This is a genomic window from Enterobacter dykesii, assembly GCF_008364625.2.
GTDB classification, from domain to species: domain Bacteria; phylum Pseudomonadota; class Gammaproteobacteria; order Enterobacterales; family Enterobacteriaceae; genus Enterobacter; species Enterobacter dykesii.
The window spans coordinates 2,469,914-2,484,455 of the sequence record NZ_CP126604.1 but is presented as its reverse complement, the minus strand read 5'-3'; the positions used below and the strand labels follow the sequence as shown (position 1 = coordinate 2,484,455).

Here is a 14,542-nt window from a genome sequence, read left to right as displayed (position 1 = left end):
ATGCTGGAGTTGTTGTTTCTGCTTTTGCCTGTAGCCGCAGCCTATGGCTGGTATATGGGCCGCAGAAGTGCGCAACAAACAAAACAGGATGAGGCCAACCGGCTCTCCCGCGACTACGTTGCGGGGGTGAACTTCCTCCTGAGTAATCAGCAGGACAAAGCGGTAGACCTGTTCCTCGATATGCTGAAAGAGGATACGGGGACGGTTGAAGCGCATCTCACCCTGGGCAACCTGTTCCGCTCGCGCGGCGAGGTCGATCGCGCCATTCGTATTCACCAGACCCTGATGGAAAGCGCCTCGCTGACCTACGATCAACGTCTCCTGGCGGTGCAACAGCTGGGGCGGGATTACATGGCCGCGGGGTTGTACGATCGCGCTGAAGATATGTTCGCGCAGCTGGTTGATGAAACAGATTTTCGCATCGGGGCATTGCAGCAACTCCTGCAGATTTATCAGGCCACCAGCGACTGGCAGAAAGCCATTGATACCGCTGAACGTCTGGTGAAGCTGGGTAAAGATAAGCAGCGCGTTGAGATCGCCCATTTCTACTGTGAGCTTGCTCTTCAGCAAATGGGCAACGACGACATGGATAAAGCCATGGCGCTGCTGAAGAAAGGCGCCGCCGCGGACCGCAACAGCGCGCGCATCTCCATCATGATGGGGCGCGTCTTTATGGCGAATGGCGACTACGCCAAAGCCGTTGAAAGCCTGCTGCGGGTTATCGACCAGGACAAAGAGCTGGTCAGTGAAACGCTGGAAATGCTGCAAACCTGCTATCAACAGCTGGACAAGCAGGAAGAGTGGGTAGCGTTCCTGCGTCGCTGCGTGGAAGAGAATACTGGCGCCACCGCTGAACTGATGCTCTCTGACGTCGTTGAGCAGTATGAGGGAAGCGACACCGCGCAGGTTTATATTACGCGCCAGCTGCAGCGCCATCCAACCATGCGGGTATTCCACAAGCTGATGGATTACCACCTGAATGACGCCGAAGAAGGGCGAGCCAAAGAGAGCCTGATGGTGCTGCGCGATATGGTTGGCGAGCAGGTGCGCAGCAAGCCGCGCTATCGTTGCCAGAAGTGTGGTTTTACCGCGTATACGCTCTACTGGCACTGTCCTTCCTGCCGCGCCTGGTCCACCATCAAGCCAATCCGCGGTCTGGACGGGCAGTAATTTTTTAAAACGCCTCATTTTAGTTACAACATACTCATGATTTTTCCCTTGTCCCGAACTCCGTGCGGTTTGCCGGCCTGGCAGGCGCGTAAATGGATCCTGTCAATTTACGGCGTCGGCAGGTAGAATGCTGGCCGTTTATCTGTTCCGCGCCGCTGCGCGCCCATAGACGAAAAGGGCTGGTCATGACGTCTGTTACATCCTCCACTTCCCGCGTAATTACGGACTCTCCTGTTGTTGTTGCGCTTGATTACAATAAGCGTGACGCTGCACTGGCGTTTGTCGACGGCATCGACCCTCGCGACTGCCGTCTGAAAGTTGGCAAAGAGATGTTCACGCTGTTTGGACCGCAAATCGTTCGCGATCTTCAGCAGCGCGGCTTTGACGTTTTCCTCGACCTTAAATTCCACGATATCCCGAATACCACGGCGCACGCCGTTGCCGCAGCCGCAGAGCTGGGTGTATGGATGGTCAACGTCCACGCATCGGGTGGGGCAAGAATGATGACGGCCGCCCGTGAGGCGCTTCTGCCGTTCGGTAAAGATGCACCGTTGCTGATTGCGGTCACGGTGCTGACCAGTATGGACGAAAACGATCTTCGCGACCTGGGCGTGACGTTGTCACCCGCCGAGCATGCCGAACGTCTCGCGCGTCTGACGCAGCATTGCGGCCTGGATGGCGTTGTTTGTTCCGCGCAGGAAGCGGTACGTTTCAAATCAGCGCTGGGCCAGGATTTTAAACTGGTTACGCCGGGTATCCGTCCTGCAGGCAGCGAAGTCGGCGATCAGCGCCGTATTATGACGCCTGAGCAGGCGCTGGCTGCTGGCGTTGACTACATGGTCATCGGGCGTCCGGTGACGCAGTCTGCCAACCCGGCTGAGACGCTTAAGGCTATCAACGCATCGCTGAAAAAGGGGGCCTAATGACCGATTCCAACAGCCGTCTGGTCTATTCAACCGATAGCGGGCGTATAGACGAGCCGAAAGCGAAAGTGGAACGTCCTAAGGGGGACGGCATCGTTCGGATCCAGCGTCAAACCAGTGGACGAAAAGGGAAAGGGGTTTGCCTCATCTCCGGCATTGACCTGGATGATGCTGAACTTGCAAAGCTGGCGGCCGAGTTGAAAAAGAAATGTGGCTGCGGCGGCGCCGTGAAAGACGGCATTATTGAAATCCAGGGAGACAAGCGCGATTTAATAAAATCTCTGCTGGAAGCCAAAGGTATGAAAGTCAAACTGGCAGGCGGTTAAAATAAATGAGCCACGGCAAATGCCGTGGCTCGTATTATATACGTGCGTATGTCAGACCTGAAATGCGTTCAAATATCGCAATACCGGGGAAGGCTTAGATAATAATTATTTGCCAACCTGGTGACCGATAATACCACCGACAGCAGCGCCACCTAATGTACCCAGCGTACTACCATCCGTTAATACTGCACCACCGAGAGCACCGGCACCGGCACCAATAGCGGTGTTACGGTCACGTTTAGACCAGTTAGAGCACGCGCTCAGGGACATTGCTACAGTGATTGCCAGAACAGCGGCGGCTAATTTTTTGCTGGTTAAGGTCATAATACTTTCTCCTGAATTATCGATTCACGGAAAGATGTACACGTTAAGTATAGACGAATCGAATACTTAATTCTGTTTTCCGTGAAAGCTGGTCGCGCAGGCGTTACGTAATCACGCAGGTGATAGTCACTTCCTGTTATATCGCTAACATTAATTTTACGACTTTAATGCAGGTTAAACAGGTAAAAACTCTTAAAGAAGTACCAGGAATCATCTCAGAGAAAGAAGGGCGTATGCGCCCGAAATTCGGGCGCGGAGGGAACTCAGGCGGTCGTTTTAATAATATTGACGATCAGCCCGTCATCTTCCAGCTTATTACGGTGCGCATCGCTCAACCGTTCGTCGGTAATCACGCGGCTAAAGCGTGAAACCGGGCCCATCGTGTATGGGTGAACGGCGCCAAATTTAGAGCTATCGGTCAGCACAATGGCTTCACACTCTTTTTCCAGCACGGCATTCACCACGTCAGAGCGCATCATGTCCCGGCCGGTAAAACCTGTCTCCGGCTGCCAGCCGTCAATCCCGATAAAGGCCTTGCTGAAATGTACCTGCTGAACATACTGACGGGTCAGCGGGCCTACCATGCTTTCACTTTTTTTCTGGTAAATACCGCCGAGCAGAATCACCTCGCAGCGCGTCTCTTTGAGCAAGTGCGCGATATAGCTGCTGACGGTGATGATGGTAACGTCTTTTTGATCGGCAAGCGTGCGCGCCAGAAGGGCATTGCTGCTGCCGTTTTCAATAAAGACGGTTTCGCCGTTGTTCACCAGGGATGCGGCAAATTCCGCCAGTTCACGTTTGAGCGCGTAGTTATTCATCATGCGCGTCTCAACGTCATCACTGTCCAGGGGGACCGCATATCCGTGCGCACGACGCAGATAGCTCTGTTTTTCCAGCAGATTAAGATCCTGACGGATGGTGACTTCAGAAACGCCGGTGGTTTTAGCGAGATCGACTACGCTTACGCGTCCCTGATCGATGACCATCTGCAAAATGAGTTGTTGTCGGGAATTCATAGCATCCATTTAATAAAGCGAAACGAGGTCGGAGACGGTGGGGTTAAACTTCCCACGGCGCTTTTGGCTGTCTGTTTTCTGGCGCATTGTCAGCACCATTCTGAGCAAGAAGTTCAGACTTCAGGATCTCGAGATTCCGGATAGCAGATTGATAATCGCCCGCCACCAGGATATCCAGCACGGTATCAATTCGTTGTGCTACAGCTTGTGCGTCAATAGTCGACATAATCTCACCCCAGGCGCGAAAAGTTAATATTTTCAATGATGCAGAAATTAGGATCAAAAGAGAAGGGAAAAAATACAATAACTAAATTACTTAAACGTAAGTGATAAATTTAATCCCCTTCATGCAGATGTCAGGTTATTGCGAAGCGGAGCGTCACAGGGTCTGGATGATGCTGCGGCCTCACGGGGGGGAGCGACTGGTGACGCTGCAAAATCGCCATCACGCGGCGGGCCTGCATAAAGCCAGTTAACGTTGATTTCGCGCTTGATATCGTTTTAGCCATCGCTCGAATGCGGCAGCGGGCATCGGCTTAGCAAACAGAAAACCCTGCCGTTCGTTGACGCCGTTCTTGGTCAGAAAGGCGTCTTCTTTTGCATTTTCCACACCTTCAGCAATCACCTGAAGATTTAACGCCTGTGCCACCGCGACGATGGCGCGCACCAGCGACTGTGAAATGGATTGCTTATGAATATCCCTGACAAAAGCCTGATCGAGTTTAATGGCATCGATAGGGAAGCGGGCCAGCTGAGAAAGGGAAGAGTAGCCGGTACCGAAATCATCCAGATGAATTTGCGCCCCGAGTCGGCTGAACTGCTGGATCACGGACAGCGCCAGCTCTTCATTCTCGATAAGACAGCTTTCGGTCAACTCGACGTCGACCGGGCAGTATTCAAAATTCAGATCCTTCAGCGCCTGCTTTAAGTCGCTGAAGATGGTCTGATCGGCCAGCTGGCGTGCAGAGACGTTCACTGCCACGCGCAGGTTTATTCCCTTATCGCGCCATTTTGCCACCTGACGAACCACATCAAGCATCACCCAGCGGCCCAGCGGCACAATTAGACCCGACTCCTCGGCATAAGAGATAAACTCTAGCGGCGCGATCAGGCCGCGTTCTGGTGATTGCCAGCGGACCAGCGCTTCAAGGCTTCTGACTTCCCCGCGCCAGGTTATTTTCGGCTGATAGTGGATCAGAAGCTGATCGTTATCCAGCGCCTTACGCAGGTTGGTATCCAGCCAGAGATACTCAAACACGCGCTGGTTCATCTCGGGTGAGAAGACGCAAAACGTGCCCCGGCCGTTCTCTTTGGCGGTGTACATGGCGGTATCGGCGTTTCGAATGACGCTTTCCCGGTCGTTCCCGTGCTGCGGGGCGAGGGCGATACCCAGAGAGCAGCCGGTATAGATCTCAATCAGACCGATTCGGAACGGCTGGCGAAGACGGGTTAAAATGCGTGACGCCATCGCCTCCAGAGAGCCCTGAGAGGTATTGGTGGCCATGACGATAAACTCATCGCCGCCAAGACGCGCAAGAACCTGTTCCTCATCCAGACAGCTCAAAATCGCGAGAGCGACAGCCTGCAAAAGCTGATCGCCAAACATATGCCCGTAAGCGTCGTTGATCTTTTTAAAGTTATCCAGATCGAGATACACCACGCCAACCTGCGTATCGCCGCGGCTGGCGATGGCGTCAGAAATCAGGTCGTGGATCGCATTGCGGTTTGGCAAGCCGGTGATGGTATCGGTATTGGCCAGCACGCGCAGCCGCTCCTGAGCGCGGCGCTCCTCGGTAATATCGGTCCCGGAACAGATAAGGAAAATTTCATTTTTACCGCTGCCGCTGTGGACGAATTTGTTTCTGAACAGAAACAGCCGCTGACCCTTACGCGTTTTGATCCATCGTTCGACTTCATAGGAGCTGCCGTTGCGAAAAAAACCGGTAATATTGCGCTTTGAGGCTGCCGCTTCGCTGCGGCTCATAAACAGCTTAAACACGTTCTGACCAATCACTTCCTGCTCTTTCAGGCCGGTGTACTCTTCGCTAAGCCGGTTAAATCGCTGAATATTGCCGTGCTTATCGAGAATAACAATGACGGAGTTGGCCTCTGATACAACCTGCTCCGCGAAAGAGAGCCCCTGAGCCAGATCGCGCGCCACGGAGGGCGTATCGTTCCAGGCGGAAGCGGTGCCTGCCCACTCGTTGCGGGTAATCTTACGGCCCACAAGATGAACCGGGAGGTCTTCCCCGAATAACGAGAGCGTCATGGAAATGCTGGAGGTAATAACGGTTAAATGACGGATGAGATCGGCCTGTTCATCGTCCAGCGCCACGACCTGAGTGACATCGGCATTTTCGCTGGTGGAAAGGTGCAGAGCGTTGCTGTCAGCTGACAGGCGCCACCACGGGCTGTGAGTGCCCATGTAGCGAAACAGCAAATTCTGCTCCAGATCGTCCATCATGTTTTCTCCCGCAGCTGTTCATAAGCGCACAAATTATTCATTTGCTGTCGACTTTTCCGTTGAGAAACAGCGGCAAAACCGAAGTGAACCTGTTGTTTTTCCCTGCTTTCTTATAATAAAACGAGTCAGGTTAAAAAGGGTACGGAGCGTATAGAAATTCACATAACCGAATAAAACAACACTCTTTTACTGTAGATAATTATGGCGGGTTTGGGCGAAGGGATACTGAAAATAGTAAGGAAAAATAATGATTTTGTGGCGGGGATAAAAAGAAAAATTGTCGGCCTTTCCGGAGAGGAAATGACCGACAATTGAACCGGTTATCAGGCGACAGGACGCGCGATAATACTGCGGGTTTCCATGCGAACTTCGGCGATAGTGACGTCAATCACGTCGGTGACTTTGTAAACTGTTTCACCTTTAATTTGCACGGTACCGTTTTCCTGGCTACAGACCATTTCGTCACGAACCGCGTGCAGGAACGGCGCAGGAATAAACGCGACAGCACCGTTATCGACCAGACGGACACGCATACCCCCGCGGCTAATATCGATGATCTCTGCGGCGAAACGGGTATCCGTACCGGCTTTATCCTGCAGGAAGCGTGCGTACAGCCAGTCTCCAACGTCACGCTCGGCCATGCGGTTCAGACGGCGACGATCGGCCATCTGCAGCGTGGTGTCCTCCTGAGGACGGGCAATGGTTTCACCTTTGATAATCGCTTTCAGCAGACGGTGGTTAACCATATCGCCATACTTACGGATCGGCGATGTCCAGGTGGCGTAAGCTTCGAGGCCAAGACCAAAGTGCGGGCCAGGCTCGGTGCTGATTTCAGCGAAGGACTGGAAGCGACGAATGCGGCTGTCCAGGAAACCCGACGGCTGCGCGTCCAGTTCGCGGCGAAGCTTGCAGAAGCCCGGCAGCGTCAGCACTTCTTCCGGATCGACGTGCACATCGTGATTCTTCAGCAGGGCCGCCAGCGCTTCGGTATTCGCCGGATCAAACCCGGTGTGGACGTTGTAAATGCCAAAGCCCAGCTTGTCGCGCAGCACGCGTGCGGCGCAGATGTTGGCGGAAATCATCGCCTCTTCAACGATGCGGTTCGCAATGCGTCGCGGTTCGGCCACGATGTCCAGCACTTCGCCTTTCTCGCCCAGAACAAAGCGATAATCCGGACGATCTTTAAACACCAGCGCATGGGTTTTACGCCACTCGCCGCGGTTCAGGCAGATGCGATGCAGCAGACGGATTTGCGCGGCAATGGCGTCGGATTCAGGTTTCCAGCTACCGGTATTTTCAAGCCAGTCGGAGACGTTATCGTAGGCCAGCTTGGCTTTCGATTCGATGGTGGCGGCAAAGAACTCGATATCGTCTTCAATCGCGCCATCTGCGGCGATAGTCATGCGGCAGGCAAGGACCGGGCGCACTTCATTTGGACGCAGCGAGCAGAGATCGTCTGACAATTCGCGCGGCAGCATCGGAATGTTGAAGCCCGGCAGGTAGTTGGTGAACGCACGGATTTTCGCCGCGTCATCAAGCTTGCTGCCTTCGGCAATCCAGGCGGTTGGATCGGCAATGGCGACGGTCAGATGCAGTTTGCCATCGGCGCTCTCTTCAGCATACAGCGCGTCATCCATATCTTCCGTGCTGGCGCTGTCGATGGTGACAAACTCCAGCGCGGTGAGATCGCGGCGCGTCAGACCTTCGTCCTGCATCTCGGTCGCTACGCCGTTCGGCGCTTCTTTTTCAAGATTGTGGCGTGCCAGCGTGACCCACCATGGCACGAAATGGTCGGCACCAAAGGTGATGAACTGGGTCAGCTCAGCATAAAAACCGCGATCGCCTTTCAGAGGATGACGGCGCATTTCTGCTACGGCCCAGTCACCTTCTTTAAAATCATGCTCAACGCCACGGGCGGCGCGGCAGGGAATGGCATCTTTCAGCAGGGGATGATCCGGCACGATGGAAAGACGATCGTCTTTTCTCTGCACCTTACCCACAAAACGGGTCAGGAACGGTTCGATCAGTTCTTCCGGCTCGGCAGACTCGCGGTCCTTCTCGGTATGAATGACGGCCATGACGCGATCGCCATGCATCACTTTCTTCATCTGCGGAGGCGGAATGAAGTAGCTTTTCTGCGCGTCAACCTCAAGGAAGCCAAAGCCCTTTTCCGTGGCTTTTACGACCCCTTCTGCACGCGGCGTCTGGGAATGCATTTGCTGTTTAAGCTGCGCTAGCAGCGGGTTGTCCTGAAACATAATGTTCTATTTTCGTAGCCATTGAGCGGCTGACAGTTTTACGCGATTCTCACTGTCTCAGCAAGCGCTCTTTGGGTAATTAGTATGGTTATTCCTCTTTACCAAACGCGACTTTCAAACGATTGAGCCAGCCGTCAAACGCGCTCCGGGTAAGCAGCATGATGGCATGTTCGCCGGGGAGCCCCTGATCCGTGAGCGGGGTAAACTGCGCGGCGCTGAAGCGGTCCGGAGAGCGCGTCAGCAGTTCGACCGCCGCCGAAAGTGCGGGGGACGTCAGCGGGATCGCGTCGCGGGTGTTTAACAGGATCTCTCCGGTCAGGTCGAGCAGCGACGGCTCGTGGCAAAGGACCGGCGTCAGGGCCTCCAGCGCGGGTTCTGCCTGCCAGCGGGACAGCGACTCAAGCTGATGCGCGCTCGCATAGCGCAGCTCGACGACGGGCAAAAGCGGAACCCAGGCGGCGTGGCTCGCGGGCAGCGTGTGCGGCTGAATATGATGGCCCGGCAACCAGCGAACGGGGTGTCCTAACAGCGCCTGAAAAACCGCGACCACGCGCGCCTGAAAGCCGATAAAGCCGATAATCTGGTTAATCACCACAATGTCATAGATTGACAGACCAACCTCATCAAGCTGGTTCTGCGCTTTGTCATCAATAACATCAGGGGAGCTGGAAAGCTGGCGGGCATACTGCGTAATTTGCGCCAGACGTCGGTTACTTTCGCGCGAGGAGTCCGGGCCGGGAAGCGGGGCGAGGAGGGCGGCGTAATGGTTACAAAGCCGCTGAACACCACAGGCCTGGGCGACCGTTAGCGCGGTGCTGAGCCGATCGTATGCGCTGAGCGTATGCAGGCGGTTCACGGGAATCGAGAGCGGAAACAGCTGGTGGCACAAGGCTCTGGCAGGGGTAAGCCAGCCAGTACAGGCGGCGACAATCTCATCAGGCAGGGCTAAATCGAGCAAAAAACGATCGTCGACGTTAGCGGCTTCGGGCACCAGAGGCAGAACATCCGTCTGCGCGTGGTTCGACTGGGTCTCGTGATACCAGTGGCCTTTGCCGGAAAAACGGCGTTGTTCCATGTGCGTTCCTTGATCTCAAAATGGCGATCAATATCCTGGCGTAAGGCAGATAAAGGGAAAAATATTGTTAGGTGATAACAAATAGCAGAACGGAATAACGAAGGGGTGGTGCGGGGGGAAAACTCTCTTCCCGTGCGGGAAGAGAGTCACAGCTTATTTAATTTCCAGCTCGTTCATTGCAGCGATGTTGAAGCCGCCGTCAACGTGAACCACTTCGCCGGAGATACCAGCGGAAAGGTCAGAGCACAGGAATGCTGCAGAGTTACCCACATCTTCAATGGTAACGGTACGACGAATCGGGGTAACCGCTTCGCAGTGTGCCAGCATTTTACGGAAATCTTTAATACCGGAAGCTGCCAGGGTGCGGATAGGACCTGCAGAGATGGCGTTAACGCGCACGCCTTCAGGGCCCATTGCGTTCGCCATGTAGCGTACGTTGGCTTCCAGAGAGGCTTTTGCCAGACCCATAACGTTGTAGTTAGGGATAGCACGCTCAGCGCCCAGATAGGACAGGGTCAGCAGGGCTGCGCCCGGGTTCAGCATCGCGCGGCAGGATTTCGCCATCGCAACGAAGCTGTAGGAGCTGATGTCGTGAGCGATTTTGAAGCCATCACGGGTAACCGCGTTCACGTAGTCGCCGTCCAGCTGGTCGCCAGGAGCGAAGCCAATGGAGTGAACGAAACCGTCGAATTTCGGCCATGCTTTTGCCAGTTCAGCAAACATGCCATCGATGCTTTCGTCTTGTGCAACGTCACATTCCAGAACAATGCTGGAACCCAGCTGCGCGGCAAACTCTTCAACACGGCCTTTCAGCTTGTCGTTCTGGTAGGTGAACGCCAGCTCAGCGCCTTCGCGATGCATTGCCTGTGCGATGCCGTATGCGATGGACAGTTTGCTGGCAACGCCAGTCACCAGAATGCGCTTACCGGAAAGAAAACCCATAGCTTTAATCCTTATATTCATTGCTAATTTTGCCTTGTAATTCATAGCGTTACAGGCAGTATTTCAAAATCATTCGAAATTAGCTCGAAATTATAGCCCACTCACAGCCCCTTGTGTCACGATATTTCTCGCTCTTCTCCGAAGACGCCTGCCCCGAAGAAAGCGCCGCGGACTCGCGGGGGCTCAAAATTTCAGCATTCGTCCAGTATATCACCCGGCAACAGGTTCACCTCATCCAACCAGCGAGGAAGCGCGATCCCGCACGGGGATTCACGCTTTCCTGAGGTTGTCGATGAAGCGCGCGATGACGATAAAGAAAACCGGCACGAAGAAAATGGCGAGAAGCGTACCGCTAATCATGCCGCCAAATACGCCGGTACCGATGGCATGTTGCGTACTGTCGCTCGCACCATTGGCCAGCATCAACGGAACAACCCCTAAGGTGAAGGCTAACGAGGTCATCAGAATGGGGCGCAGGCGCTGGCCGGCGGCATGAACGGTTGCCGCCAGCAGGGGCTGCCCCTGGCGATGGAGCTGCCTCGCAAATTCAACAATCAGAATGGCGTTCTTGGCCGATAGGCCGATAAGCGTAATCAGGCCAACCTTGAAGAAAACGTCATTCGTCATGCCGGCGGCGGACACCGCGATCACCGCGCCGATAAGACCCAGCGGAACGACCAGCATGACCGCAAATGGAATAGACCAGCTCTCATACAGGGCGGCCAGCACCATAAACACGACCAGTATCGACAGGACGATAAGGCCCGGAAGCTGAGATTCCGATTTTCTCTCCTGCAATGAACTCCCGGCCCACTCGCCAGCCATGCCCTGAGGTAAATCTCTGGACAAACTCTCCATAACCTTCATTGCGGTGCCGCTGGATGCTCCCGGCGCCGCATTTCCGGTAATGCGAATAGCCGAATATCCCTGATAACGCGTCAGCTGCTGCGGCGCAACGTTCCAGGAAAGCGTGGCAAACGTTGATACCGGCACCATCTGTCCCATCCGGTTTTTCACTGATAATGCCAGTATCTGCTCAGGCTGCATTCGGTATGGCGCATCGGCCTGAATAATCACCTGCTGAACGCGGCCGTTATTCGTATAGTCATTGACGTAATTTGAGCCCAGGGTGACGGAGAGCGTCTGGTTGATTTCATCAAATGAGACGCCCATCGCTTCCGCCTTTTCTCTGTCCACCTGGAGCGCAAGGCTTGTTCCTTCCGGAAGCCCGTCTATATACACGTCACTCAGTTCAGGGCGCTGGTTGGCCTGCAGGACCAGCGCGTCGGCAGCGCGCTTTAACGCCTCGTAGCCCTGTCCCGCTCTGTCCTGCACGTACCAGGTGAAGCCCGACGAGGTGCCCATATCCGAAATGGCTGGCGGGAGCAGGCTCATCGTGACGGCATCAGAGACGTTCGCCATGCTGGCCTGTATATGGTCGGCTTCGTTCTGGGCCGTCGAGCCCTGCCGATCTTTCCAGTCTTTCAGCGTAGTGAAGGCCATAGCCGAATTTGGTCCTGAACCTGAAAATCCAAACCCCAGGATCATAATGTTGCTTTCAATATCCGGCCGGGCCGCACTTTCCTCTTCAAATTTTTTAACCACGTTGAGGGTACGCTGCATCGTGGCATCAGAAGGCAGCTGGATGGAGGACATAAAGTAGCCCTGATCTTCGTCCGGCAGAAAAGACGACGGTAACGAAGACAATCCCAGAAACAGCGCAGCACAAAGCGCAGCGTACAGGAGCAGCATACGCCCGGTTCGCTTCAGAACGGCACCCAGCCCGGCTTCATAACAGGCGGTGAGCGAACGGAAGCGCGCGTTAAACCCGACTGCGAACCTTCCGCCTCCGCTCTTTTCTGCCTTATGCGGCTTGAGTAACGTTGCGCACAGGGCCGGCGTCAGCGTCAGGGCAAGAAACGCGGACAGCAGTATGGAAACCGCCATGGAAATACAAAATTGTCGGTAGATAATCCCGACGGATCCTTCCGCAAACCCCATGGGGATAAAGACGGCGGTAAGCACCAGCGTGATGCCTATAATCGCCGGGGTGATTTCCTGCATGGCTTGCCGCGTGGCGTCACGCGGGGAGAGGCATTTTTCCTCCATCAGCCGTTCAACGTTTTCAACGACCACGATGGCATCATCAACGATAATCCCTATCGCCAGCACCATGCCGAACATCGTCAGAATATTGATGGAGTAGCCGCTCAGTAACATCACCGTGAAGGTGCCAAGCAGTGCGACGGGAGCAACAATCGCCGGGATAAGCGTGCAGCGTATCTTGTGCAGAAACAGCAGCATAACCAGGAAGACCAGAACCATCGCTTCTACAAATGTCTGAACAACCTTCATGATAGAAAGTTTCACAAACGGCGCGGTATCGAAGGGAACCGTAAACGCCATTCCTTCAGGTAACACCCGGGAAAGCTCGTCGATGCGCGCCCGTACGCCGGAAGCCGTACTCATCGCATTGGCGCCAGGCGAGAGCTGGATTGCCGCCGCCGTTGCGGGCACGCCATTTTCACGGATACCAAAGGCGTAGCTTTGCAGGCCAGATTCAACCCGCGCAATGTCGGACAATTTCAGGCGGGCGCCGGATGCGTCAGATTTCAGGGTGATATTGCTGAACGCCTCTACCGAGGAGAGCTGTCCCTTCACGGTGATGGGATACGTTACCCCTTGTCCTGCAGACGCTGGCTCATCTCCCGTTTTACCGGGCGAAACACGGGCATTTTGCTGGTCAACGGCGGTAAGAACATCGCTTACCGAAAGCCCGTAGCCGTGGAGCTTCATGGGATCCAACCAGATGCGCAGCGCTTTTTCGCCGCCAAACAGCTGAACTTTCCCTACGCCGGGCACGCGACGAAGCTCGTCACTGACGTTTCTGGCAAAATAGTCGCTTAAATCGGCTTCCTCAAATTGACCCGTCGCGGACTTCAGCCCCACCATCATTAAAAATCCAGAATTAGCGGCCTCGACGTTAATGCCGTTTTGCCTTACCGCCTGAGGTAGACGAGGCTCGACGATCTTAATCTGATTCTGCAGATCCATCTGCGCCAGCTTGATGTCCGTACCCGGTTTAAACGTGACGGTAATCGATGCCGAACCGGTTGTGTCACTGGAGGATTCGAAATAGAGCAAGTTATCGACGCCAGAGATTTCGCGCTCTATTAACGACACCACCGACGTATTCATGATATCGGGGCTGGCCCCCGGGTAACTGACGGAAATAATGATTCCCGGCGGTGCCACCGCCGGATACTGCGCAACCGGTAAACGGGGAATAGACAGGAGACCCGTCAGGACGATAAACAGCGCCACTACCCAGGCAAAAACGGGGCGTTCAATAAAAAAATGAGGCATTGGGTTATTTTTGTGCAAAAGAGTGAGGTAGAAAGTCTACCGCGCACCTGTTTAGCGGAAATGGGCGGTTTGTGGAGAACGTGTGGAGCAAGGGCTCAAATCATTCTCATAATCAGGTACAGCGGCGCTCCGCCAAAAAAAATGACCAAATAACACTCGTAGTAAAAGAGCAGATCCTCAATATCGGGCATTGTGTTTAACAGCACGGTGAACGTAATAATGAGATAAACAAAAATAACTATTAGCCAGAAGGCGATGACAAGCAGTTCAGTCAACGCGCCGGCTTTATTTTGGATGATCAGAGAGACCACCGACAATGCGATGCAGCCATAAATAATGGGTGAAGAGAGCAGCGTCGAGGCGACTTTTTCATCCATTTTGTGTACCAGTACCAGCCAGGTATAAAGTAATCCCCACGACAGCAGCAGGAACAGGGAATATATGCCCAGCTTTTTAGGAGAGAAATATTTAGAAAGTTCCATGTTCATTATTTCAGCCAACTTCATAAAATCTTTAAGAAACAGTGGTAATTTGCAGCGCGCAATGCACAACGGGTTATGCCCCAATAGCGATTTTGAACGCGCATTGTCGAGTCTTTATTGACGGAATGTGTAGGCTGTGTGGAGAAATAACCGGGAATTTAAATCAGCGGGGAAATTTTCGTGACTACGGCACTTT

The 14,542-nt window shown here is 54.1% G+C and carries 12 protein-coding genes; 3 read left to right on the top strand and 9 right to left on the bottom strand.

Annotated features, from left to right (window positions below; translation table 11 throughout):
• The 3 genes from lapB (at position 1) to yciH (ending at position 2,419) form a co-directional block, all read left to right on the top strand.
• Positions 1-1,170, top strand: a complete 1,170-nt coding sequence (gene lapB / locus F0320_RS11910; RefSeq protein WP_023335944.1) for a lipopolysaccharide assembly protein LapB — start codon at positions 1-3, stop codon at positions 1,168-1,170.
• Between the two features lie 185 nt (positions 1,171-1,355).
• Positions 1,356-2,093: an orotidine-5'-phosphate decarboxylase gene (gene pyrF / locus F0320_RS11905; RefSeq protein ID WP_045355906.1), complete on the top strand. Its 738-nt coding sequence runs from the start codon at positions 1,356-1,358 to the stop codon at positions 2,091-2,093.
• Entirely contained in the window at positions 2,093-2,419 is a 327-nt protein-coding gene (gene yciH, locus F0320_RS11900) for a stress response translation initiation inhibitor YciH (RefSeq protein ID WP_023312064.1), read from the top strand. The genes pyrF and yciH overlap by 1 nt, the downstream gene beginning before the upstream one ends.
• Before the next feature lie 105 nt (positions 2,420-2,524).
• Here yciH and osmB read toward each other — a convergent pair whose 3' ends face one another.
• From osmB to F0320_RS11855, 9 genes are all read right to left on the bottom strand, one after another.
• Positions 2,525-2,743 (bottom strand): osmotically-inducible lipoprotein OsmB, encoded by a 219-nt coding sequence (gene osmB / locus F0320_RS11895; RefSeq protein WP_008501216.1) that lies wholly within the window; start codon positions 2,741-2,743, stop codon positions 2,525-2,527.
• Between the two features lie 263 nt (positions 2,744-3,006).
• Positions 3,007-3,759, bottom strand: a complete 753-nt coding sequence (locus tag F0320_RS11890) for a DNA-binding transcriptional regulator YciT (RefSeq protein ID WP_023312063.1) — start codon at positions 3,757-3,759, stop codon at positions 3,007-3,009.
• 43 nt (positions 3,760-3,802) lie between these two features.
• Positions 3,803-3,985, bottom strand: coding sequence for a hypothetical protein (locus F0320_RS11885; protein ID WP_126328715.1), 183 nt, complete (start codon positions 3,983-3,985; stop codon positions 3,803-3,805).
• A 246-nt stretch (positions 3,986-4,231) separates the two neighbouring features.
• The gene (pdeR, locus tag F0320_RS11880) at positions 4,232-6,223 is read right to left on the bottom strand and encodes a cyclic di-GMP phosphodiesterase (RefSeq protein WP_047651108.1); all 1,992 of its coding nucleotides are present in this window, start codon (positions 6,221-6,223) and stop codon (positions 4,232-4,234) included.
• A 323-nt stretch (positions 6,224-6,546) separates the two neighbouring features.
• Positions 6,547-8,481 carry an exoribonuclease II gene (locus F0320_RS11875; RefSeq protein WP_149323787.1) on the bottom strand — a complete coding sequence of 645 codons (1,935 nt, stop codon included), beginning with the start codon at positions 8,479-8,481 and terminating at the stop codon, positions 6,547-6,549.
• A gap of 88 nt (positions 8,482-8,569) precedes the next feature.
• On the bottom strand, positions 8,570-9,556 hold the full coding sequence (locus F0320_RS11870) for a CMD domain-containing protein (RefSeq protein WP_126328713.1): 987 nt from the start codon (positions 9,554-9,556) through the stop codon (positions 8,570-8,572).
• Between the two features lie 153 nt (positions 9,557-9,709).
• On the bottom strand, positions 9,710-10,498 hold the full coding sequence (gene fabI / locus F0320_RS11865; RefSeq protein ID WP_003856831.1) for an enoyl-ACP reductase FabI: 789 nt from the start codon (positions 10,496-10,498) through the stop codon (positions 9,710-9,712).
• Between the two features lie 270 nt (positions 10,499-10,768).
• Complete coding sequence (locus F0320_RS11860) at positions 10,769-13,864, bottom strand: multidrug efflux RND transporter permease subunit (RefSeq protein ID WP_126328712.1); 3,096 nt, start codon at positions 13,862-13,864, stop codon at positions 10,769-10,771.
• 95 nt (positions 13,865-13,959) lie between these two features.
• A complete protein-coding gene (locus F0320_RS11855) occupies positions 13,960-14,346 on the bottom strand; it encodes a transporter (RefSeq protein WP_185807235.1) in 387 nt (128 codons plus the stop codon).
• Between the last annotated feature and the right edge of the window lie 196 nt (positions 14,347-14,542).